Source organism: Cupriavidus sp. 22TCCZM01-5, assembly GCF_057798915.1.
The window spans coordinates 26219-47920 of the sequence record NZ_JBYOJR010000022.1; the positions used below are offsets into that span (position 1 = coordinate 26219).

The following is a 21702-nucleotide window of genomic DNA, read 5'->3' on the forward strand; positions in this document are numbered from 1 at the left end:
CTGGTCGTTAGCAGATTTGCAGGAACCTCTTTTGTCGCTTGCCTGCGCCAGTCAGACCGATGATCTACGATGACCGTAGGCTCTTTGCCTGTCCCACTCGTGAAGCAATCGGCACCCCGCCCACCCCTCTCCATCGCCATCATGGCGCTGGCCTTACTCTGCCAGACCGCCGTCGCCGCCGACGCCCTTGCCCCACAGCGTGCCGACATGGTCAGGGAGATCGCCGCGGTCGCCGCAGTCGCCGCAGTCGCCGGCGCCGAGAAGGGCAGGCATGCCATCGACCCGCGCGTCATGGCCGTGATGGGGCAGGTACCTCGCCACGAGTTTGTGCCGGATGAGCAGAAGCCACACGCCTATGAGAACCGGCCGCTGCCGATCGGCCATGGCCAGACGATTTCGCAGCCCTATATCGTCGCCCTGATGACTGACCTGATGATGGTCAAGCCCAACGACACCGTGCTTGAAATCGGCACCGGCTCCGGATACCAGGCGGCGGTGCTGGCCGGGCTGGCACGCGCGGTATACACGATCGAGATCATTGAGCCGCTGGGGCGGCAGGCCTGCGACCGCCTGCAGCGACTGGCCTATCGGCAGGTGACGTGCAAGGTGGGCGACGGCTACTACGGCTGGGACGAGCACGCGCCCTATGACGCCATCGTCGTCACCGCGGCGGCCAGCCACGTTCCGCCGCCGCTGATCCGGCAACTGAAGCCTGGCGGCCGGATGGTGATCCCGGTGGGCGCCCAGTTCCTGACGCAGTATCTGCTGCTGGTCGAAAAGTCCGGGGACGGCACCGTTACCACCAGGCAGATCCTGCCGGTCAGGTTCGTGCCGCTGGCTGGCGCGCACTGAGGGCGGAACATCGGCCCCTGCAAGCTGACCTCATGCCACGACCGCCACTGTTCGCCCTGGCCTTGCTCTCTGCCGCAGCGCTTGGCTACGAGATCCTGCTGATGCGCTTGCTCTCCATCATCCAGTGGCATCACTTCGCCTACATGATGATCAGCGTGGCACTGCTGGGCTATGGCGCGGCGGGTGCGCTGGTGGCACTGGCGCGGCAAACGCTGATCCGCCATTTCGTGCCGGTCTTCGCCGGCGGCGCCGTGCTGTTCGGCGTCGGCGCGATGGCCTGCTTCGCGCTCGCCCAGCACGTGGCGTTCAACCCTCTGGAAATCCTGTGGGAGCCATCGCAGCCGCTGCGCCTGTTGCTGATCTACCTGCTGCTGTTCGTGCCGTTCCTTTGCGCCGCCACGAGTATCTGCCTGAGCTTTTCCCGCTTCAACCAGGAGGTTCCCCGCATCTACAGCTTCGACATCCTTGGCGCCGGGCTGGGCTGCCTGGGCATCATCGTGGCGCTGTTCGTGCTGAACCCGGTCGATGCGCTGCGGCTGGTCAGTACGGCAGGCATGACAGCGGCCGCCCTGGCATGCGTGGAATGCCGCTGGCATCCGCCCTGGCTGCCGGCGCTGCTGCTGTCGGCGGCAATCGTGCCGGCCGGCGTGCCAGGCGACTGGATTGCGCTGCGTCCGTCCGAGTACAAGGAACTGAGCCAGGCCCTGCGCATCGGCAACGCGCGCGTGGTGGCGGAGCGCTCGAGTCCCCTCGGCCTGGTCACGGTGGTCGAGAGCGCCTCGATCCCGTTGCGGTACGCGCCGGGACTGAGCCTCAATGCAAGCCGGGAGCCGCCATCACAACTGGCCGTGTTCACCGATGGCGACGGGCTCAGCGCGCTCAACCGCTATGACGGCCGGCGCGAACCGCTTGCCTACCTGGGCGACCTCACCTCTGCCCTACCCTACCACTTGCTGCGGAATCCAACGGTGCTGGTGCTGGGCAGCGGTGCGGGGGCGGACGTCTTGCAGGCGCTCTATCACGGGGCCGGCGCGGTCGATGCCGTGGAGTTGAATCCGCAGGTGATTGAACTGGTGCAGGGCCGTTTCGCCGCGTTTTCCGGCAAGCCGTACAGTGCGGCCGGCGTGCGTGCCTTTGTCGGCGAGGCGCGCGGATTCCTGGCGGCCAGCAATGCACGCTATGACCTCATCCAGGTGGCCCTGCTGGATTCATTCAGCACGTCGTCGGCGGGACTGTACGCGCTCTCCGAGAGTTATCTCTATACCGTGGAAGCCTTCCAAGGCTACCTGCGCCATCTCCGGCCTGGCGGCCTGCTCGCGATCACGCGCTGGGTCACGCTGCCGCCCCGTGACATACCGAAACTGCTCGCTACCGCCGTGGCGGCCATGGAAGGCTCGGGCATGCCCGAGCCGTCACGACGCCTGGCGCTGGTCCGCGGCTGGAAGACGGCCACGCTGGTCGTCAAGAACGGGGAGTTCAGCGCAGCGGACCTTGCCGCCCTGCTCGACTTCTGCCGCACCCGTTCGTTCGACGTCGAGTACTATCCCGGCATCCAGCCCGGTCAGGCGAATCGCTACAACGTGCTGGACAAGCCCTACTTCTTCGACGCCGCGCTTGCCTTGCTCGGCCCCGATCGTGACCGGTTCCTGTCCCGCTACAAATTCGACGTGCGACCCGCCACCGATGACAGGCCGTACTTCTTCCACTTCTTCAAATGGCGCACGCTGCCTGAACTGCTGTCGCTGAGGGCGCAGGGCGGCCTGCCCTTGCTGGAATGGGGCTATCCGGTGCTGGTGGCCACGCTGCTGCAGGCCACCGCCGCGGCATTGCTGCTGATCGTGGTCCCGCTCTGGAACCTGCGGCGCCGCCCCAGGCCGCTGCCTGCCATGGAGCCTGGCTGCCATGGCGAAGCCGTGCAGCGCTTGCTCGAATGGCGAGCCGGCTTCTACTTCCTGGCGGTCGGCCTCGGCTTCATGTTCGTGGAGATCGCCTTCATCCAGAAATTCATCCTGTTCTTGAGCCACCCGCTCTATGCGGTCGCGGTGGTGCTGTGTGCCTTTCTCTGCTTTGCGGGACTGGGGAGCCGATACGCCCAGCGCATGCCCGCGCGCGGTGGCGATGATCGCGGCAGGCGGCAGGCGGCGCTAGCCGTCAGCGGTATCTGGGTGGCCTCGCTGATCTACCTTGTGGCGCTGCCGGCGGTCTTCAGGCTGCTGATCGCCTTGGCGGATCCGGCCAGGATTGGCATCTCAGCGCTGCTGATCGCGCCGCTGGCGTTCCTGATGGGGATGCCGTTCCCGCTCGGCCTGGCCCGTGTCGCGGCCCGCGACGAAACGCTCGTGCCGTGGGCATGGGGTATCAACGCCTGCGCCTCGGTGGTGGCGGCGGTCCTTGCCACGCTGGTCGCGATCCACGTCGGCTTCACCGCTGTGGTGTTGGTGGCGCTGCTTCTGTACGCTGGCGCCGCGGTTGCGTTCCCGTGAACGGTGGGGCGGCGGTGAGCACCGCCTGCCGCTCTTCCGACAGTCTGCTGGGCCCGGAAAAAAGGTTCTTCGCCGGATTGCGGGAATGGGGAAGGGTTGGGGTTGTCGGGCTTGGCGGGCGCTGCTCAAACTGCAACCCACCCATTTTGTGCTCCAATAGGACCTTTTAAGGCTCAGAGTCACCCATTCGGGGGGCTTGTGAGCATGTAGCGGCGATAATTGGCGCGAAGTGGAAAGGGAGGAACATATCAGTGCGGCGTTCTCTGAAATTTCGAGCGGCACTCGCGACCGGGTTCGTCGTAGCAGTTGTCATCTTCGCACTGGCTGTTGTCGCTCAGTATTACGCGTACTTGAGCCTGAGAGACTTGCTGCAGAACCAGCAAGACACTCTCGTCAAGCTGGTGGCCGAACAGCTCGACGAGAAGTTTGAAGGCCGAGCCATCGTGTTGCGCCGCCTGGCACGGCAGTTGGCGCCAATGCTCGACCGGAGCCCGGATGAGCTTCGGGCCTTCGCGACGCAGGCGGTTTCCATTCCCGAGGCATTCAACGCAGTCTCACTCATCTGGCCAGACGGCGAACTGGCGTTCAACAGCGCCACGCCTTTGGGTCAACACATATCCCTGGCCGACCGCGACTATGTTCGTGAAATTGTCCGAGGCGCATCCGTTGCCGTCTCCGAACCCTTGGTGGGGAAGAACAATGGCGCGCCTGGCATCGTTATGGCCGTCGGGTTGCGTTCCTCTGATGGCAGCCTGCGCGCAATCGTGGCAGGTAGCCTGAACCTGCTGCGGGAGAACTTCCTGCAGGAGCTGACACGCAACCGGATCGGCGCAACAGGTACCTTCTGCCTGATATCGTCAGGGGACAACCCGCGATATGTCATGCACACCGACTTGTCGAATTTGCTGAAAGGGGCGAAGGCGACTGGAGAGTCTTGTGAGGCGGACACCGATCCTGCTGCCCTGGAGTTTATTCACCCGAAGCAGCCTATAGTCTCGCGCTACCTGCTCGACACCAATGGTTGGGAACTAGTTGCCAACTTTCCTGCGGCTGAGGCCTACGCGCCGCTGAATGACGTAAGAAGGAAGCTGGCTCTGGCAGCTGGAATCGCCATAGCCCTTGCAGCCATTCTTATGTGGATCGTTTCACACCGACTGATGGTTCCATTGATTCGGTTACATGGGCTGGTGCAGCAGAATGCGAAAGGCCGGCTTATGCATTCACCTGTGCCAATGACAACTGGTGATGAGATCAGTGACCTCACCACGACTTTCTCGGAGTTCATGCATCAGCTCGCCGAAAGGGAAGCTGCCCTGGAACGCGCGAAGAACGAGGCGCGGGAAAGTGAAAGACGCATTCAGGCCATCGCCAATCACCTTCCGGACCTTGCCAGCTATGTCGGACGCGACGAGCGTTATGTGTTCGTGAACGAGGCCTATGAGCGCCGGTTTGGACTTGCATCGGAACAGATAGTTGGCCTGTCCATCCAGGAGCTTTGGGGCGCCACTGCCTATGCCGAAGTCAAGCCCTACCTCGACGAAGCATTTGCAGGCGCTTCCGTGGCCTTCGACCGGGACTCAGGAGATGGTAGCGAGTGCCTTGAGGTGACTTACCAGCCCGCATGGAACGAGGCAAAGAACACGGTCCTGGGGCTGCACATCTTTGTCCGAGACGTGACCACGGAGCGCCTCAAGATAAGGCACCTTGAAAAGCAGATGCTTCTCGACCACCTGACGGGCCTGCTCAACCGAAAGGGCTTCGACCGGCGCTTGAGGCTGGCCATCGAGCGAGCGAGCGCGAACGGCCGCCAGATGGGTCTGCTGCTGATCGACCTTGATGGCTTCAAACCGGTCAACGACACCTGTGGTCACGCCGTCGGCGACAAGCTTCTGAGGACGTTTTCGGAGCGTCTTGCGTCGTGCGTGCGCGAATCCGATACGGTGGCGCGGATAGGCGGCGACGAATTTGCCATTGTCATGGAACACATCTCGAACCCCGATGCGGTGGAACGCGTCGCGCAAACCATCGTAGAACTCGCGTCAGCGCCCTATGCCATCGACGGCCATCACATCATTGCTGGCGCAACGGTTGGTGTCGCACTCCGACATCCGCAACACGACCAATCGATTGGGGACCTGTTTATGCAGGCGGACACGGCGCTCTATACCGCCAAGCGCGGCGGCAAAGGCAGGTATGTGGTGTTCAGCCCAACCCATTAGCGGGTTGCAGCGACGGTTATGCCATCTCGTTCGGTGATTGTCAGTGACGAGCTTGCCCTTCCGCTCTAAAGCAACGACCCGGCAATTAGCACTTGATTGCGCGCGTCATCAGATAATGTTGCCGCAGCATATTGTTTTCCAGATGGCGGCCGACGAAGCCGTCCAGTTCGGCGCGGAAGCTCGCCAGCGTGGACGCATCACCTTGCAAGGTCTGCACCAGATTTACCACTGGCCCAAGCGTCTCCTCCAAAACCTTTCGGTAGTGCTGCGGACTTAGTGCCGGGAAGCACATCACGCCGCGGTCGAACATAATGTCCGTGACCGCCTTGCCCAAGCGCTCGCGAATGATACTCGGATCTCCCCATTGCGGCGGCGGCGCCGCACCCGGGGGCGGCGGCTGGTATTTGCCAACCAGTGCAAACATCTGGCCAACAAAGTGTTCCGGTGGCCAGGTCGAAAAGGCGATGGTGCCGCCCGGCTTTAGTACGCGCAGCATTTCCGCAATCGCTACTTCGGGCCGTGGTGCGAACATATGGCCGAATTGGCTGAGTACTACGTCGAAGGTGGCATTGCCATAGGGCAGCCCCTCGACGTCGCCCTCCTGAAAATCGATCTCGACGCCGCCCAGTGCGGCATTCCTCTTCGCCTGCTCAATCAGCGCCGGTGCCAGATCCAAGCCACGTACCCGGGCTCCGAGGCGCGCCGCGGTCAGCGCTACCACGCCAGTGCCGCAACCAACGTCGAGCACCGATTGTTGTGGAAGCACTCGTGCATGGCGGACCAACTCTGCCGCCGGCATCGTCGTCACCGCTTCCAACGGCGCAAACACTGCCCAAGCTTCGCGTTGTACTGCCTTCAGGTGGGCAAAGGGATCGTCTGACATGGAGGCCTCGACAGGACAGGGGGACAGCGGGGGACGGGGGACGCTTATTAGCAATTTCCTCGTCAGAGTAGGTCGTGGTGGAGGAAAGTGCAAATCGACTGCACCACGGTTGCGACGCCCGGGGAAGGACACCGTCTGATTTGCGTCAGGGGGGGTCCGGCTAGCTCACTTGCCAGCCCGCGCCTGCACCGCCAATAGCTCGTGCTTGACTACCTTGCCCGCGGCGCTCAGTGGCAGCGCCGCCATAAAGGCCACGGAACGCGGCACCTTGTAGTTGGCCAGGCGCGAGCGGCACCATTCCAGCAAAGCCTCGTCGCTCAGGCTCTCGCCTTCGCGCAATACCACGAAGGCCCGGCCAACCTCCCCCATGCGCGCATCGGGCACACCGACGACGGCGACCTGCGCCACCGCCGGATGCGTGCCGATCAGGTGCTCGATTTCCGCCGGATAGCAGTTGAAGCCGCCGACGATGAACATATCCTTGAGCCGCCCCGTGATCGACAGGTTTCCGGCGGCGTCCAGTTTGCCGATGTCGCCTGTGTGCAGCCAGCCAGCGTCGTCGACGGCCTCGCTTGTAGCAGCTTCGTCGCCGAAATAGCCGCGCATGACGTTGTAGCCGCGGATCCATACTTCGCCCTGCTCCCCGGCAGCGACATCTTTGCCTAGGGCGTCGACGCAGCGAATCTCCACGCCGCCAAGCGGCCGCCCGCTGGTATTGGCAATGGTGTTCAGGGCATCGCCAAGCCGGCAGACTGTCGCGAGTCCGCAGCACTCGGTCAGTCCGTAAGCGGTCAGCACGACATCGAAGCCAAGCACCTTGCGCATGCGGCGGATCAGCTCTGGCGCGATCGATGCCGCGCCCGTGACGGCCACCCGCAGCGACGACAAGTCGTATGCGTCCAGCCGCGGATGGGCCAGCAGGCTCAGGTAGAGCGTTGGCGATCCCGGCAGGAAACTGACACGGTGGCGCTCGACGCAGGCAAGCACGGCTGCGGCGTCGAACTGCGCCAGCGGCAGGATGGTGGCGCCGCGAATCACGGCCGCGAGCCAGCCGGCCTTGTAGCCGAACGCGTGAAAGAACGGATTGATGATCAGATAACGGTCGCCGGCACGCAGGCCGACGATCGCAGACCACTCGGAGAAGGCGCGAAGATTCTGTCCATGCGTGCTGATGACCCCCTTGGGCTTGCCCGTGGTGCCGGAGGTGAATAGCAGGTCGGACGGACTGTCAGCGGTCAGCGCGGCCACGCGCTTGTCGAGCATTTCCACCGGCGTGTCAGCGCCGCGTGCGAGGAAATCGCCCCAGGACAGGCAGCCTTCGCGCTCGCCGCGCAAGATGACCTGGTGGCGCAACGCAGGCAGCGCATGCCCGCGCAACATTCCGGGATAGTCGATGCCAAGGAATTCGCCGATGGTGAACAGCAGCCTGGCTCCGCTTCTGGCGAGAATGTCGGCCGCCTCGCTGCCCTTGAACCGCGTATTGAGCGGCACCAGCACGCCGCCGGCCATGTGGATACCGAGCGCCGCAACGATCCACTCATGCAGGTTGGGGGCCCAGACGGCGACGCGCTCGCCCCGCTCCAGGCCCAGCGCCATCAGCGCTCGCCCGGCGACGCGGGCGGCCTCGTGCAGTTCGCCGTAGCGCATGGGATGGCCGTCTTCCTCGATGGCTGTCGCATCCCGATACAGCCGGGCCGTGTGCGCGATGGCGCCGGGAATGGTGGAAATCGCCGCATCGGCCGACATGGCGGGAAACTGTGGCAAGCAATCGCTCATCGTTGCAGGCCTCCTTCGCGAACAGTCTGGCCATATGCGGCAAGCTCCGCGGCGGCCGGGTAATCCGTGTAGCCACGCGCGCCGGGCGTATAAAGCAGCGTGCGATCAAACGTTGCCAGCGCAGCATGGTGCCGCAGGCGCGCAGGCAGATCAGGATTGGCGATGAAATGGCGCGCGAACGAAACCGCATCGCCAATGCCCCCGGCCAGCGCGCGCGCGGCGCTCGCGCCGTCGAAGCCATCATTGACGATGAGCGCGCCAGCGAAATGCCGGCGCGCCAGCGCGAAGGCATCGAGCGCGCGATCGGGCGAGCGGCTCACGTGCAGGTAGGCCAGCCCGAGCGGCGAAACCGCATCGAGCAGCGCGCCATACGTGGCGGCCGGGTCATCATCGTGCATGTCGTTGAACGGGTTGCCGGGACAGATGCGCAAGCCCACGCGCCCCGCGCCGATCGTCCCGGCCATGGCCTCCAGCGCTTCCACCACGAAGCGCAGACGCGCCGTCAGCGAACCACCGTAGCCGTCGTTGCGCTGGTTGGCGCACGCTAGCAGGAACTGCATCGGCAGGTAGCCGCTGCTGCAATGCAGTTCAACGCCGTCGAAGCCGGCCGCCATCGCATTGGCGGCCGCCTGACCGTACTCGTCGATCACGGCCGCGATTTCGTCCCCAGCCAGCGTCCGCGGCGTGTCCATCTCAACCAGGCCATGGCCGTCGGCATAGATGGTGCCGCGCGCGCGGATCGGCGAAGGCGCCACCGTCTGCGCGTCCGCCGCCTTGTTATGGCGGCTCGCGATGCGCCCCACATGCATCAGTTGCAACACCATCGCCGCGCCCTGGCTCCGCACCGCGCCGGTCACCTCGCGCCAGGCATCGATCTGCGCCACGGTCTCGATGCCCGGAGTGCGGCAATACCCCTTGCCATGCCGGCTCGGATAGGTGCCTTCGGCGACGATCAGCCCGGCTCCGGCACGCTGTGCGTAGTAGGCCTGGTGCAGATCGGTGGGCAGATCGCCCGCGCCGGCGCGGCTGCGCGTCATCGGCGCCATCACGATACGGTTGGCGAGGGCAATGTCGCCGAGCCGGAGCGGCTCGAACAGGCTGGCGCTCATCTCTGAAACTCCTCTTTCGGTATCGGCATGGCGTCAGCGCGTGCGCACTTTCGGCAGCGAAGATCCTCGGCGCATCGCGGCAAGAAACTGATCCAGCGGCACCGGCTCCGCGACGCCTGGCATCAGCTCGCCCGGCTTGGCATTCCAGAACGCCTTCCACGACGGCCACAGCGCATGCCAGGAACCTTCGTATGGCTCACGGCCCGGCCAGCGCATCTTCCTGTCGCCGATGGGCGGCTTGTTCAGGTCGCTGGCGTAGAGATAGCATGGCAGACGGCGACGGAAATACCAGCGCCCGCCAATGCGCTCGTAGTCATCCCAGTAGAGCATCTGCATATTGACCCATTCCGGGCCGGTCTCATGCTCGTTCTTCGAGTACACCACGCCGCTCGCGTGGCCCGCATCCTGGAACTCGATGATGTGTCCGCCGATGTGGTGCGACGTCACGGTGAACTGATTGCGCAGCGTGTCGTCGATCCAGCGCCGCAGGTGTTCGCGGCCCACCTGGTCCTTGCCGACCGCCACATCGTGCGGAAACAGGCTGGTCCAGGCGTCAAGGTCGCGCATGTCGAGCGCCAGCGCATACTTGGCCGGCAACATGCGGATTTCCTCGATCGACTCCAGCCGGTCGAGCCGCGCCTGCAGCGATTGCGTGTGCGCCGGGTCCAGCGCCATGTCTGTTGTCACTTGCATCTCCAAGGTCATTCAGGGGGATACGCTCAACTTGCCTGCAGCTCGGCGCGCCGCTCGGCCGAGGTTTGCGACACATAGTCGGTAGCCCCCACATCGAGCCGGCAGGTCTTGCCGCCATCGACTACCAGGCTCTGCCCGGTGATATACGATGCCTCGTCCGAGGCCAGGAACAGGATGGCGCCGGCGACTTCCTGCGGCTCGCCGACTCGTCCCAGCGGCACCGAGCGCGCGGTGCCGCGGGCCATTTCCTCGCTGGCAAGTGCCTCGCGCGTGCCCTCGCTCCAGACGACTCCCGGAATCACCACGTTGACGCGTACATTGTGGACCGCGCCCTCAAGCGCCACGGCGCGGCTGAAATTGAGCACCCCGGCCTTGGCCGCGCCATAAGCCGACAGTCCCGGACTGCCGAGCAGGCCCACCACGGAACCCAGGTTCACGATGGCGCCGCCCCCTGCCGCCTTCATCACGCGCAGCGCCGCCCGCGTGCCGAAGAAGGCCACGTCCAGGCTTCCGCTCAGGCACTGCCGCCAGGCCCCGGTGCTGACCTCGTCGAGCACGCCCCAGGTATAGTTGACAGCGTTGTTGACCATGATGTGCAGGCCACCGAAGCGAGCCACGGTCTGTGCGACCGCGCGCTCCACGTCCGCCTCGCTGGTCGCATCGGCCTGAATCCACGCGGCCTCGCCGCCGCGCGACAGGATCTCCTCGGCCACCGCGCGCAGCGGCGCCTCGCGCCTCCCGCACAGCATCACCTTTGCCCCTTCCGCCGCAAAGCGCGCTGCCGTGGCGGCGCCGATTCCCGTGCCGGCGCCGCTGATCAGCGCCACTTTGTCCTGCAAACGTCCATTTACTTGCATGCTTTTCTCCGTTGCATCCTTCCTGCGTTGTCCTCGTGCCCGCGCCATCAAATCATGGCCATGCCGCCGCTGACGGACAGCGTCTGGCCGGTCATCTGCATGCCGTCCCCGCTCGCCAGGAACAGTGCCGCCGCCGCAATCTCCTCTGGCTCGGCCATGCGGCCCAGGGGGATCGCACGCTCCAGGCTGCGCGCCCATTCCTCGCTGATCGACTGCATCATCGGCGTGCGGGTGGGGCCCGGGCAGATCGCATTGACACGGATCCCTCGCGGGCCCAGGTCGCGCGCCAGGCATCGGGTCAGGCCGAGCACGGCCGCCTTTGACGCGCAGTAGCTGAGAGGACCTTCTCCGCTCAGCGCGGAGACACTGGCGATATTGACGATGGCGCCGCCACCGCCGGCGCGCGTCATCAGCCGCACCGCCTCGCGCGTGCAATAGAACGTGCCATTGAGATTCACGTCCACCACGCGCTGCCATCCGGCATCGTTGAGGTCGACGATCATGTCGGTATAGACCGTGGGGGTTTCACCGGCCGCCAGTTGCCGCCCGCGCTCGGCCGCGCGCGCCTGATAGTGCTCGAAGCCGTCTCCGGGCACCTGCCCGATGCCGGCATTGTTGACAAGGATGTCGAGCCGCCCCCAGCGCCGCGCGAGCGCGTCGTACAGGGCCGCGACCGCCGCGCTGTCCGCGACGTCGCAGCCGCGCGCCATGCCATGCGCGTTGCCGATCCGATCGAGCGTCGCCTGCGCGGCCCCCCCATCGCGATCGACGACGACTACCGCCGCCCCCTCGGCTGCGAAGCGCTCGGCCATGGCTCGCCCCATGCCGGATCCGGCGCCGGTGACCAACGCCACCTTTCCTTCCAGTCGCATGAACGCTCCTTGATCAGATCAGGTGCAGCTTGCTCACGGCTTCCGGCGGCACCTCTTCAAGCGTGCGCCAGGTGCCGTCGCGCCGCTCGAAGACCTTCTTGCGGTCCAGGTCGGCAGGCAGGTCAGCCACGTCGGTGTAGAACTGGCGATACCATTCGCGCAGCTGATAGACCGGACCGTCGGCGTCGCTGAGCACCGGGCGGTCGACGCGGATCTTGTTGTGCCAGATTTCCACGTCCTGGAAGAAGGAGGCCTGCGCCTGCTCGACATAGGCCTGCGCCATCTTCTGGTTCTGCTCCTCCGACTGCCCCGGCACCTTCCTGACCATGACGCCATAGCGCAGTTCGAAGCTCTGCGCATCGATCGGCACATGGCAATTGAGCAGGATGGTGTCAATGGTCCCGCCGTCCACTTCCGCGGTCATGCGCGTCACGTGATAGGCCGGCCCGAAGTACGCACTGTCCGCAACCAGGCCGCTGCCAAGCAGTTCGCTCTGCTCGCCGCGGAACATCTGGTAGCCGATGTGGCGGTCGAACGTGTTGCAGAAATAGACGGCGGGCGAACCGTGCACCGGCCCGAAATGGGCGACGTCCGCCAGGTTGTCGACCAGCTCGCGGCAATGGTTGCCGATCACCATCTTGCGGATCGTCCAGCCGGTCCACTCGCCGGTGAAGCAGGCATTGATGCGCGGTACCGCGACCTCGGGCGGCGGCGGCGCGCCTTCGGAGTCGTGCCAGATGAACAGCAGGTGGTTCTGCTCGCAGACTGTCCACGCACGGGTGCGTGCCTTGGGCGGAATGCGCTTGGCGCACGGCACGTGCTCGCAGCCACCTTCGCCGTTCCAATGCCAGCCATGAAAGCGGCACACGATGGCATTGCCCTTCACTTCGCCCAGGGCCAGGTCCGCGCCCATGTGCGGGCACCATGCGTCGAGGATGCGGATGCGCCCGTCCTCCCCGGTGAACGCCACCAGGCGCGTACCGAAGATTTCCAGCCGGTGAGGCTTGCCGTCCTTGTAGTCCGAGGCTTGCCCGAGGCAATGCCAGCCGCGGGCATAGCGACTGGCCGGCGGGGTTGTCTGCGAGGTTTGCTGCGCTTCCATGTCTGCTCCGTGATGACTGATTGCACACGGCCGTATTGTTTTGACAGGGCCAGCCCGCGGGCATGGTCCTGACGGACTAGATTCGACGCATTTGCGATCGACATGACGCCGCCAGGCCCAAAGCTAGTCTGTTGGGACGACATTTCGTTACACGACGGGCGTCGCCGTGCCCGGGGTCCGGGGAAACACCCACTGCGGACCGCACCGACAAGCCGCTATGATTTCCGGCCAACCGCAGGGCGGTGGCACCGAAGGACCGGTTTGGTGCGACACCGAAGCGGCCATTGCACGGCAGACTTGAGACAAGACCGATGACACGCCCCTCCTGGATCGACGCCCGGCGTCCCGGCCAGTCCGCGCTCGACATGGACGAGATCAGCGATCTGATCGGCCTGGTGTACGAGGGCCCGCTGCTCGAGATCCCGTGGCAGTCGTTGCTCGACGCCCTGCGACACCTGCTGGACGCCAACTACGTGACGCTGGTTCTGCGCCCGCCGTCGGACACATCGCCCGGCCTGATGATCACTTCGAGCGCGGTCGATACCACGGTCGGCACTGGCGCCTACGCGCAGCATTTCTACGCAATCGATCCCTTTGTCAACCTGCCGACCGGCCGCGTCCTGACGGTTTATGAACTGATCGGCGAAGCGAGGTGGCTGGAGAGTGAGATCTATCGCTTCTTCAACAAGCCCTACGATGTCCTGCGGATCATGGGCGTGGACATTCGCGCCGAGCAGGGAGAGGAGTGCCGCCTGCGGATATGCCGCCCGCACGGAGGCGAGGATTTCTCGGATACCGACAAGGCACTTTGCCAGCGCATCGTGCCGCACCTGCAGCGCGCGGTGCGGATCCACGCGAACCTCAACACTACCGAGTCCGAACGGCGCCTTTACGCCGGCACCGTCGACCGCCTGCTGATCGGCTCGGTGGTCCTGGACGATGCCGGCCAGATCCTCACCACCAACGGCATGGCTGACGAACTGCTCGCGGAGAAAGACGGCCTCCTGGTCTGCAATGGCCAGCTGGCCATCGACTCTCCGCAGGAGAACCGCAAGCTGCAGGCCCTGGTCCGCCAGGCCACGACCTTGCGCGAGTCGGTGCAGCCGGGCATACCGATCGGGCTCTCCGTGCCGCGCAAGGGCGGCCGCGCCAAGCTGGGGCTGCTGGTGCGCCCCATCGCCGCGCAAACGTGGTCGCAGCAACCACGCCAGCCCGCCGTGGCGGTATTGATCCGCGACCCGGAGCAAAAGGCGCTGGCGTCAGCCGATCTGCTGCGCAATATGTTCGAGTTCACCCGGGCGGAGGCATCCGTGGTGCTGTTGCTGACCCAGGGCCTGTCGCTGGACGAAGCCGCGCAGGAACTCGACATCCGCCGCAATACAGCGCGCGCGCACTTACGCGCCGTGTTCGCCAAGACTGGTGTGACGCGGCAGGCGGCGCTGGTACAGACCGTCCTGCACAGCATCATTCCGCTCGGCTGAGGCATGTGCGGCGTGTCGGGCGCACCGGCATGCCGACGGGACGGCCGCACAGGCGCCATGACGGGAAATTGGCCCCCGATGCCGCGGTTTTAGTCAGTTCGGACTATGTTGCCTGCGGCGTCACCCGAAACAATGCGCACATCAGCCGCATTTGTCGCATCTATCGGATCTATCGCATCTGTCGCAGCGGTTGACCAACCATGACGGGAGACATACCAAGTGACCATCCAACATCCTGCCGCGAATGACATGCGCGTGGCCCTCAACACACCGGCCAGCGCGGTCGTGGTAACCGGCGGCGCCTCCGGCATCGGCGAGGCTTGCGCGGCGGCCCTGGCCGCCATTGGGCGGCCCGTGGCCGTCTGGGATATCCAGGAGGACAAGGCGCGTGCGGTCGCCGCCACGCTGGCCGAGCGCTATGACGTGCCGACCTGCGGGATCGGCATCGACCTGCGGGCCCCCGACGGCATCGACGACGCGCTCGCACGCACCCGCGCGGCGCTGCCGGCGCTGGGCGGCATGGTGCATGCCGCCGGCGTGGTGGATCAGAGCGGGATCGACGGCCTGACGCAGGCCCGCTGGGACGCCGTGCTTGACGTCAACCTGCGCGCCATGGCACTGCTGGTGCAGGCCATGCTGCCTGACCTGCGCGCCCAGGCCGGCGCCGCCGTGGTCGGCATCGCGTCGATCAATGCCACGCTGGGCAACGCGCTGATCCCGGCCTACTCCGCTTCCAAGGGCGGCCTGCTGTCGCTCGTGCGCTCGCTTGCCGACAGCCTCGGCCGCGACGGCATCCGCATCAATGCGGTGTCTCCCGGACAGATCCACACGCCGATGCTCCAGCCTGCCATCGACGCCCTGCCTGCGGGCACCTTCGAGCGCCGCATTCAGCTCGGCCGCCTCGGCACGCCCGCGGAAATCGGGCGCGTGGTTCGCTTCCTCATGTCCGACGAGGCCAGCTACGTCACCGGCACCGAACTCGTCGTCGACGGTGGCAACATTCCCTCGCAGCGCTGAATCGGAACGTCCCGCCCTGGCTTGCTGCCCGCGCCTTCGCGCGTGCAGCAGGACAGGCTCTCAGCCCTTGCGCCGGCTCACGCCGAAACCGCCTCCGAGGGTTGCGTACGCTGACACGCGGCAATATGCCGGCCAGCGTTGCGCCCGGACCAGATACAGTCGGCCAGCGACAAGCCGCTCACGTAATGGTTTGACGCCAGTCCCACCGCGCTGCGGCCCACGGCATACAGCCCGGCGACCGGCGCTCCCGATGCGGACAGCACCTGTCCGTTCTCTTCGTTGACCCGCAGCCCGCCCAGCGTGATCGAGGAGCAGGGGAAAACGCGGCTGTGCGCCGAAATATCGACGGCAAGCCACGGCCCCTCGTCGAGCGGCGCGCACATGGCGGAGGACTTGCCTGCCGGGTCGGGCCGTTCACCGCGCGCCGCGGCGCTATAGTCGGCGAGCGTTGCCTGCAGCGCGGCGCGGGGCATGCCGAGGCGATCCGCGAGCGCGTCCACCGAAGCAGCGCGATGGCCGCCGGCCAGCATCAGCAACGCGGCTGGCACGGCCTGGAAGGCCCACAGCTTCCCGCTCAGGCATTCACGCAACGCCGCGCGTGCCAGCTTGCGGTTCAGGATCAGCCAGGCCCGGCCCTCGTGGTGCTCGCACATCGCATGTCCGAGCGTGGCGCCGTAGACCTCTTCATTGCCGATGCGCACGCCGCGTGCGTCAACCACGCAGCCGCGCGCCCAGTCGAAGGGCGGATTGATGAAGCGCCATGCCGATACACGCTCCAGGTGGCGTGCCTCGCCTCCGGCCGACAGGCCAAGCCGGATGCCGCTGCCGTCGCAACCGGTAGCGCCGAGGCGCCAGTTCAGACGGTACTTGCTCGCGTGCCGCGCCACCATCTGCTGGTTGAAGATAAAGCCCCCGCTGGCCAGCACCACCGCGTCGGCGCGTACCGCGTACGGGCGGGCATGGCGCAGTTCCAGCCGCAGCAGCCGCGCGCGCAGCGCATCGGCCAGCGCCGGCGCCATGTTGTGCACCTGATCCGCCCAGCGTGCGAGGCGCGCATGCCTGCGCTGCAGCCGTCCGGGTGGCACTTGCCACAGCTCGACGCCGATCACCGCGCCGGCGGCATCCGTGATCAGCCTGCGCGCCGCCGTATGGCGCAGCACGGAGACGTTCGCGCTGCCCTGCACCGCACGCTGAAGCACGCCGTAAAGCGCGCGTCCCGACATGCCACGCCCCTTGGTGCGATGTCCGCGTGGTGCGGGCTGCGCGAAGCGCGCGTAGGCCGGCACCGCCTCGTTGCCCGAGTAATAGAGGTAATACGGCTGCGCCGGGTACGACGTCTTGCGCGGCGGCATGGCCGCCGAGAACTCCGCCCCAAGCCCCTCCAGCCAGCCGAGCATGTCCCGGCTGCGCGCACAGAATGACTGCAGTGCCGACTCGCTGACTACGTCGCCGACCTCCTGGCGCAGATAGTCCGCCATCGCCTGGGGCGTGTCGTGATAGCCGGCCGCGGCCTGGTAAGGCGTGCCGCCGCCGGCATAGACCACGCCGCCGCTCTTGATGCTGGCACCGCCGCCTTCAAAGCGCTCTGCCACGATCACCTTGCGCCCGCCAGTCGCCGCTTCGAGCGCGGCACAGGCGCCGGCCGCCCCGAAGCCGACGATGACCGCGTCACAGCGTGCCTGCCAGGCGAAGGCGTCCGGGTTGGCGAGCCGCAGTGGCGCGGCAATCGGCGTAGTGGATCCATCCAGTGTTGTCATGACTTTCTCCCCGCATATGGATGCGGCGTGATCCTGCACACAGGGGACGCAGCGGTGCCGGCGCGGCACTGCGGTCTCCTCGTTGGTGTCTTGTATGGTGGCTTGTGCCTGACCGGCATTCATGGTTGCATCGGTATGGGCGGGCGCCATCGTCTGATGGGACTATGGACGCCCCTGCACGCAAGTTTCCGCCCCCCGGCATGGCTTGGTCGGAAGCCGAAAACGGCAGGCCGGTCAGCCGAGCGATATCACGCTGCCCAGCAGCATCCGTACCAGCTTCGCCTGCCGCGTGACACCTGTCTTCGAGAAGATCGCACGCAGATGCGCGCGTGCCGTGTTCTTGCTGATGCCGAGTTCTTCCGCCGACTCATCGAGCGTCAGCCCATTGGCGAGCTGCAAGGCGAGCTCGGTCTCGGCCGGCGTGAAATCGAACAACTGTCGCACCATGTCACGCGAAGGCCGGGACTTGCGCTCGGGGTCGCGGATAAAGACCACGCACGCGGGGCGGCGCCGGTTGTCTTCCGACCACTCGCTCAACGGTACGGTGCGTATCAGCAGGCCCAGCCGGGCCTTGCCGGACGGACGCGTGACCGACATGGCTTCCGTCCCCGCCATCGCCGCGCCCCGGTGCGCCGCCATCGACTGGCGCAGCAGGCGCTGGAATTTCCGGTTCTCCTGCCCATAGTTCACTTCCAGCGTTCCCATGGCGATCCGGATGCCATCGCGCGCGGCCAGAATCTCGTCCGCCGCGGCGTTGGTCTTGATGATAGTGCCCGACTCGTCAATCATGACCATGCCGACCAGCATCCGGTCGATGGCTCCGGCACAGACATTGCGCTCGGATTCGACCATGTCCATGCGCGAATGCAAGTCCACGGCGCGCTTCAGATGTGGCAGCAATGCCGTGCACAGCGCCTTTTCGGATTGACTGAAATCCGGTGCGTCCATATTGCGCGAGACGCGCAATCGGCACTCCACGCCATCGTCCGTACGCAAGTCCGCGCCGAGTACGAAGCGTACGCCAAGAGGATGCAGGAACTGCTGGTAAAGCTCGCTGCTACACCACGCAGCCGGCCCCAGGTGCTCGTCGATGGTGACCACGCGATTGGACGGCAGCCCGACGAAGGGATCGAGCGAATAGTAGTAGCTGTTGTAGGAAGCCTCGCCGGGCTGCGTCGTACCGTGCTCGGACGCATTCACCATCAGGCCGGCACGATCCGCGGCCGGCGAGCGCAAGATCAGCGTGACATAGTTCGCGCGAAGTTGCCGGCGTATCAGCTCGAGCGCTTTTCCCCACGGCACCTTCTCCATCGGACCCTGGTAAATCTGTCCGAGAAGCACACTGAAATCCGCAGGCGACAGATCCAGTTGCGCGAAGGGTCCGGCGGTCGCCGGATTCTGGGGCACCTCCATCAGCATTTCCTCTTGTCTCCGTCTTTTTCACCTCGGCCGGGGGAGGCCCTGGCCTTGATACAGATGCTCTGCAGGCACTTATGTCGTCGTGGATTATAGGAGCCGGTTTCCCTCATTCCCGCGACCGGCGCGAGCTTAATTCACAGAATCCAGTGAACGTAATCCGAACGGACTAAAGGAGTCGGACACGCGCGCACGGCCGAGGCTTTGTCGCAGTTCAAAAAGGGGGGAAGGGGTGGGGTTGTCGTGCTTGGCAGGCGCCGCTGTTTCGCCGGCGTAGCCGGCGAAACAGCGGCGCCTGCCAAGAACCATAACCCCATCCCCCATCCCCCGCAATCCGGCAAAAAACCAAAAAAAATACCGGCCACCACCGCCGGCCGGCACCAAGCTCACAGCAGCTGGAGACTCGCTGAGCATGCCATCACTATGCCCCATCGCCGCCCCACCCGCTTCGTCCACGCAGACTCGTCCGTTCGGAGTATGCGCGGGCCAGGCTCCCGGCCCTAGTGTTGAGACTCCCAAAATGAATGACAGGAAGGAGCAAACAATGGCCAAGGCGGAAAACCTCGTGACCTCGATCACCGTAGAGATCGATGCGCCGGCATCGCTGGTATGGGAGGTGCTGACCGACTTTCCACGCTACGCGGCATGGAACACGTTCTGCCCGGGACTGGAGACCACCGGCCGGCTCGGCGACATGGTCTGCATGCAGGTCCGCATTCCCGGCACCGGGCAGATCATCCCCGTCAATGAAACCCTGATCGCCTGGGAACCTGAACGCCTGCTGTCGTGGGAACAGCGAGCCACCGACGACAACAAGGACGCCGCGCGCCGCGACCAGTATGTCGAGGCGATCGGCCAGAACCGTACCCGCTACTTCACCACCGACCTGTTCCTCGGCCTGAACGCGGACACCATCATGCGCGAGCACGGCGGCTGGGTAAAACAGGGCTTCGACCAGGTGGCGCGGGACGTCAAGGCACGCGCCGAGGCGCTCCACGTCGAGCGGCAGGCCGGCCGGCGCTGACCGCCGGCACGGTCATTGCGGCGGGCGCTGGCTCAATACCAGCAAGGCCGCCGCGCCGCGGCTGCGCGCACAGGCATCGTCACAGCCGTCGGCAGCGACACCGGACAGGGACACCTCGGCAGCCGGTACATCATCCTCGCCGTCCGCGACAGACATCCAGGACACGCCCGCGCCAGCGAGCACCGCGGCCAGGGCGGCCACCCAACGAAATCCGAGCCGCTTCATCGCTGTCTCCTCCGCCCCCTTTTCGGGTGTCAAGGTCTTTGACACCATCGTAGGCGTGGGCTGCCGCGACCTCTTCGTCCGACCAGACTAGGGGGTGTCCCGAATGCACTCGGGTGCATCCTGCCGGACAGAGGCACCGTGTTGCACACCCGCTCCCAGGTACAGGGTGGCCAGCGCCGGCGCCGCGCCCGACAAGCCAGCGGACGTCAGCTGCAAGGCGTGCGCGCTCAGCAGGCCCCACAGGTGCGCCAGCAGCAGCCCGGCCAGCGCCGGCTCGGGCAACAGGTCGGCGCAAGCGCCGCGCAGTCGGTCGATGCCTGTCAGGACACGCTCGCGCAGCGGGCACAGTTCGCAGGCGGTGCAGCATTTATGTTGCAGCAGGGCCACCAGCAGGCTGACGTGGCGTGCGATGGCATCGCCATCGAGCAAGGCTGCCAGCGCCGGCTCCAGCGCGCCGGGCCGGGCCCGCTTCCCATCGGCCAGTGGCGCGAGCCGCGCAGCGAAATCGGCCTCCGCGCACGACAGCAGCGCGCCCAGCAACGCGGCGCGCGAGCGGAAATGGGCGTAGACCGCGCCGCGCGTCATGCCGATGGCGCGGGCCACGTCTTCAAGCGTGACGCAATGCAGGCCGCGCTGGTGCATCAGCTGCTGCGCGCTGTCCAGGATGCGCGCGCGCGTGGCCACGGCATCGTCGCGGGTTCGCCGGACCATCGGCGGGCTCGCGGCGGCGCGTTACAGGAAGTGCACGTCGTCCGGCCCCCAGTGGGCGCGCATGCTCTGGATGCGCCCGTCCGTGGCGAACGTCATGATGTCGGTCACGTCGATGCGCGCCGGCCGGCCTTCCAGATGCGCGTGGACCGAGAAGGTCAGCGCGGCGGCATTGCCGTGCGAGCCGCGCGGCTGGGCTGCCACCTCCAGTCGCGCGCCCAGAGAAGTGGCGTGCCGGTAGAAGGCCAGGATGGCCGGCTTGCCGGCGATCGGCTGCGCCCCGACCGGGTCCTCCACCGTGGCATCGTCGGCGTAAAGCGCGGCGACGCCCTCGGCATCGCCGGCATTGAAGCGCTCGACATAGTCGAGCAGCGTGGCTTTCATCGCTGTGCTATCGGGCATGCGTGTCTCCTTGTCCCTCAGCGTGCGGTGTAGCCGCCGTCGATGACCAGCTCGGCGCCGGTAACGTAGCGTCCGGCATCGGACACCAGATAGAGGATGCCAGCCGCGATATCGCGCGGCTGGCCCACCTTGCCGATCGGGGTCAGCCCGCCGAGGTAGTCGAACAGCGCTTCGCCCTGCCCCGATGCCTGGGCCACGTGTTCGAGCATCGGCGTGCGGATATAGCCAGGATGAATGGAGTTCGAGCGGATGCCCTTGGCCGCGTAGAGCATCGCATCGGTCTTGGCCATCATCCGCACCGCCGCCTTGGACGCATGGTAAGGGGGTACGTCCGGGCCGGCGGCAATGCCGTACATCGACGACACGTTGACAATGGCGCCGCTGCCCGCGCGCTCCATGTGCGCGATCGCATGCTTGGTGCACAGGAAGGTGCCGGTCACGTTCACCGCCATCACCTGTTGCCATTGCTCCAGCGTCACCTCGTGGGTGGGCGCGTTCGGGCCTTCGATGCCGGCGTTGTTGACCAGGATGCCAAGTCCGCCGAAGCGGGCCGCGACCTCGTCGAGCACGCGTGCCACCTCGCCTTCGCTGGTGACATCGAGCTTCCAGAAGGCCGCCTCGCCGCCCGCGCCGCGGATCGCTTCGGCGGTGGCCTTGCCGTCCGCTTCCAGCACATCGAGCACCGCGACCTTCGCGCCGGCCGCAGCCAGCACGCGTGCGGTCTCGGCGCCAATGCCGCGCGCGGCACCAGTGATGGCGGCTACCTTGCCACGCAGGTCGAACAGGTTGTACGGGTATTCCACGATGTCTCCTGTTGTCTTGTTGG

19 protein-coding genes are annotated in these 21702 nt (G+C 66.0%); 6 read left to right on the forward strand and 13 right to left on the reverse strand.

Annotation, left to right across the window (positions count from 1 at the left end; all coding sequences use genetic code 11):
- Window positions 1–69 precede the first annotated feature (69 nt).
- The 3 genes from AC3FNH_RS20025 (at window position 70) to AC3FNH_RS20035 (ending at window position 5554) form a co-directional block, all read left to right on the forward strand.
- Window positions 70–852 carry a protein-L-isoaspartate(D-aspartate) O-methyltransferase gene (locus AC3FNH_RS20025; protein ID WP_346348616.1) on the forward strand — a complete coding sequence of 261 codons (783 nt, stop codon included), beginning with the start codon at window positions 70–72 and terminating at the stop codon, window positions 850–852.
- 32 nt (window positions 853–884) lie between these two features.
- Complete coding sequence (locus AC3FNH_RS20030; protein ID WP_488721327.1) at window positions 885–3335, forward strand: spermine/spermidine synthase domain-containing protein; 2451 nt, start codon at window positions 885–887, stop codon at window positions 3333–3335.
- Between the two features lie 365 nt (window positions 3336–3700).
- Window positions 3701–5554 carry a sensor domain-containing diguanylate cyclase gene (locus AC3FNH_RS20035; protein ID WP_276102116.1) on the forward strand — a complete coding sequence of 618 codons (1854 nt, stop codon included), beginning with the start codon at window positions 3701–3703 and terminating at the stop codon, window positions 5552–5554.
- Window positions 5555–5639: 85 nt separating this feature from the next.
- Here the strand turns inward: AC3FNH_RS20035 and AC3FNH_RS20040 are convergent, their stop codons facing one another.
- The 7 genes from AC3FNH_RS20040 to AC3FNH_RS20070 all read right to left on the reverse strand — a co-directional run bounded on the left by AC3FNH_RS20040 (window position 5640) and on the right by AC3FNH_RS20070 (window position 12846).
- Window positions 5640–6437, reverse strand: coding sequence for a class I SAM-dependent methyltransferase (locus AC3FNH_RS20040; protein ID WP_276102117.1), 798 nt, complete (start codon window positions 6435–6437; stop codon window positions 5640–5642).
- A gap of 165 nt (window positions 6438–6602) precedes the next feature.
- The gene (locus AC3FNH_RS20045) at window positions 6603–8213 is read right to left on the reverse strand and encodes a FadD3 family acyl-CoA ligase (RefSeq protein ID WP_488721328.1); all 1611 of its coding nucleotides are present in this window, start codon (window positions 8211–8213) and stop codon (window positions 6603–6605) included.
- Entirely contained in the window at window positions 8210–9322 is a 1113-nt protein-coding gene (locus tag AC3FNH_RS20050) for an alkene reductase (protein ID WP_276102118.1), read from the reverse strand. Before AC3FNH_RS20050 ends, AC3FNH_RS20045 begins: the two co-directional genes overlap by 4 nt.
- A 33-nt stretch (window positions 9323–9355) precedes the next feature.
- Window positions 9356–10009, reverse strand: coding sequence for a nuclear transport factor 2 family protein (locus AC3FNH_RS20055; RefSeq protein ID WP_488721329.1), 654 nt, complete (start codon window positions 10007–10009; stop codon window positions 9356–9358).
- A 32-nt stretch (window positions 10010–10041) separates the two neighbouring features.
- Window positions 10042–10872, reverse strand: coding sequence for an SDR family NAD(P)-dependent oxidoreductase (locus AC3FNH_RS20060; protein ID WP_488721330.1), 831 nt, complete (start codon window positions 10870–10872; stop codon window positions 10042–10044).
- Between the two features lie 47 nt (window positions 10873–10919).
- Complete coding sequence (locus tag AC3FNH_RS20065) at window positions 10920–11744, reverse strand: SDR family NAD(P)-dependent oxidoreductase (RefSeq protein WP_488721331.1); 825 nt, start codon at window positions 11742–11744, stop codon at window positions 10920–10922.
- Between the two features lie 13 nt (window positions 11745–11757).
- Window positions 11758–12846, reverse strand: a complete 1089-nt coding sequence (locus AC3FNH_RS20070; protein ID WP_488721332.1) for a 3-ketosteroid-9-alpha-monooxygenase, oxygenase component — start codon at window positions 12844–12846, stop codon at window positions 11758–11760.
- Window positions 12847–13157: 311 nt separating this feature from the next.
- Between AC3FNH_RS20070 and AC3FNH_RS20075 the strand changes: the two genes are divergently transcribed.
- Together AC3FNH_RS20075 and AC3FNH_RS20080 are read left to right on the forward strand one after the other, a co-directional pair.
- Window positions 13158–14327, forward strand: coding sequence for a helix-turn-helix transcriptional regulator (locus AC3FNH_RS20075; RefSeq protein ID WP_488721333.1), 1170 nt, complete (start codon window positions 13158–13160; stop codon window positions 14325–14327).
- 219 nt (window positions 14328–14546) lie between these two features.
- A complete protein-coding gene (locus AC3FNH_RS20080) occupies window positions 14547–15344 on the forward strand; it encodes an SDR family NAD(P)-dependent oxidoreductase (protein WP_488721334.1) in 798 nt (265 codons plus the stop codon).
- A 77-nt stretch (window positions 15345–15421) separates the two neighbouring features.
- On the opposite strand, the gene AC3FNH_RS20085 is transcribed toward AC3FNH_RS20080, so the two are convergent.
- Both AC3FNH_RS20085 and AC3FNH_RS20090 read right to left on the reverse strand, forming a co-directional pair.
- Entirely contained in the window at window positions 15422–17101 is a 1680-nt protein-coding gene (locus AC3FNH_RS20085) for an FAD-binding protein (protein ID WP_276102125.1), read from the reverse strand.
- Window positions 17102–17335: 234 nt separating this feature from the next.
- Window positions 17336–18520 (reverse strand): helix-turn-helix transcriptional regulator, encoded by a 1185-nt coding sequence (locus AC3FNH_RS20090; protein WP_488721335.1) that lies wholly within the window; start codon window positions 18518–18520, stop codon window positions 17336–17338.
- Window positions 18521–19061: 541 nt separating this feature from the next.
- On the opposite strand from AC3FNH_RS20090, the gene AC3FNH_RS20095 reads away from it, so the two are divergent.
- The gene (locus tag AC3FNH_RS20095; protein WP_276102127.1) at window positions 19062–19541 is read left to right on the forward strand and encodes an SRPBCC domain-containing protein; all 480 of its coding nucleotides are present in this window, start codon (window positions 19062–19064) and stop codon (window positions 19539–19541) included.
- 12 nt (window positions 19542–19553) lie between these two features.
- Here the strand turns inward: AC3FNH_RS20095 and AC3FNH_RS20100 are convergent, their stop codons facing one another.
- The 4 genes from AC3FNH_RS20100 to AC3FNH_RS20115 all read right to left on the reverse strand — a co-directional run bounded on the left by AC3FNH_RS20100 (window position 19554) and on the right by AC3FNH_RS20115 (window position 21679).
- On the reverse strand, window positions 19554–19766 hold the full coding sequence (locus AC3FNH_RS20100) for a hypothetical protein (RefSeq protein ID WP_488721336.1): 213 nt from the start codon (window positions 19764–19766) through the stop codon (window positions 19554–19556).
- Between the two features lie 87 nt (window positions 19767–19853).
- The gene (locus tag AC3FNH_RS20105; RefSeq protein WP_276102129.1) at window positions 19854–20477 is read right to left on the reverse strand and encodes a TetR family transcriptional regulator; all 624 of its coding nucleotides are present in this window, start codon (window positions 20475–20477) and stop codon (window positions 19854–19856) included.
- Window positions 20478–20498: 21 nt separating this feature from the next.
- Window positions 20499–20876, reverse strand: coding sequence for a nuclear transport factor 2 family protein (locus AC3FNH_RS20110; RefSeq protein ID WP_276102130.1), 378 nt, complete (start codon window positions 20874–20876; stop codon window positions 20499–20501).
- Between the two features lie 17 nt (window positions 20877–20893).
- Complete coding sequence (locus tag AC3FNH_RS20115; protein WP_488721337.1) at window positions 20894–21679, reverse strand: SDR family NAD(P)-dependent oxidoreductase; 786 nt, start codon at window positions 21677–21679, stop codon at window positions 20894–20896.
- Between the last annotated feature and the right edge of the window lie 23 nt (window positions 21680–21702).

Coding starts and splice junctions, on each gene's coding strand:
- AC3FNH_RS20045 (WP_488721328.1), bottom strand. CDS start 8,213: ATGAGCGATTGCTTGCCACAGTTTCCCGCCATGTCGGCCGATGCGGCG.
- AC3FNH_RS20085 (WP_276102125.1), bottom strand. CDS start 17,101: ATGACAACACTGGATGGATCCACTACGCCGATTGCCGCGCCACTGCGG.
- AC3FNH_RS20095 (WP_276102127.1), top strand. CDS start 19,062: ATGGCCAAGGCGGAAAACCTCGTGACCTCGATCACCGTAGAGATCGAT.
- AC3FNH_RS20030 (WP_488721327.1), top strand. CDS start 885: ATGCCACGACCGCCACTGTTCGCCCTGGCCTTGCTCTCTGCCGCAGCG.
- AC3FNH_RS20025 (WP_346348616.1), top strand. CDS start 70: ATGACCGTAGGCTCTTTGCCTGTCCCACTCGTGAAGCAATCGGCACCC.
- AC3FNH_RS20065 (WP_488721331.1), bottom strand. CDS start 11,744: ATGCGACTGGAAGGAAAGGTGGCGTTGGTCACCGGCGCCGGATCCGGC.
- AC3FNH_RS20060 (WP_488721330.1), bottom strand. CDS start 10,872: ATGCAAGTAAATGGACGTTTGCAGGACAAAGTGGCGCTGATCAGCGGC.
- AC3FNH_RS20100 (WP_488721336.1), bottom strand. CDS start 19,766: ATGAAGCGGCTCGGATTTCGTTGGGTGGCCGCCCTGGCCGCGGTGCTC.
- AC3FNH_RS20075 (WP_488721333.1), top strand. CDS start 13,158: ATGACACGCCCCTCCTGGATCGACGCCCGGCGTCCCGGCCAGTCCGCG.
- AC3FNH_RS20090 (WP_488721335.1), bottom strand. CDS start 18,520: ATGCTGATGGAGGTGCCCCAGAATCCGGCGACCGCCGGACCCTTCGCG.
- AC3FNH_RS20070 (WP_488721332.1), bottom strand. CDS start 12,846: ATGGAAGCGCAGCAAACCTCGCAGACAACCCCGCCGGCCAGTCGCTAT.
- AC3FNH_RS20105 (WP_276102129.1), bottom strand. CDS start 20,477: ATGGTCCGGCGAACCCGCGACGATGCCGTGGCCACGCGCGCGCGCATC.
- AC3FNH_RS20110 (WP_276102130.1), bottom strand. CDS start 20,876: ATGCCCGATAGCACAGCGATGAAAGCCACGCTGCTCGACTATGTCGAG.
- AC3FNH_RS20040 (WP_276102117.1), bottom strand. CDS start 6,437: ATGTCAGACGATCCCTTTGCCCACCTGAAGGCAGTACAACGCGAAGCT.
- AC3FNH_RS20050 (WP_276102118.1), bottom strand. CDS start 9,322: ATGAGCGCCAGCCTGTTCGAGCCGCTCCGGCTCGGCGACATTGCCCTC.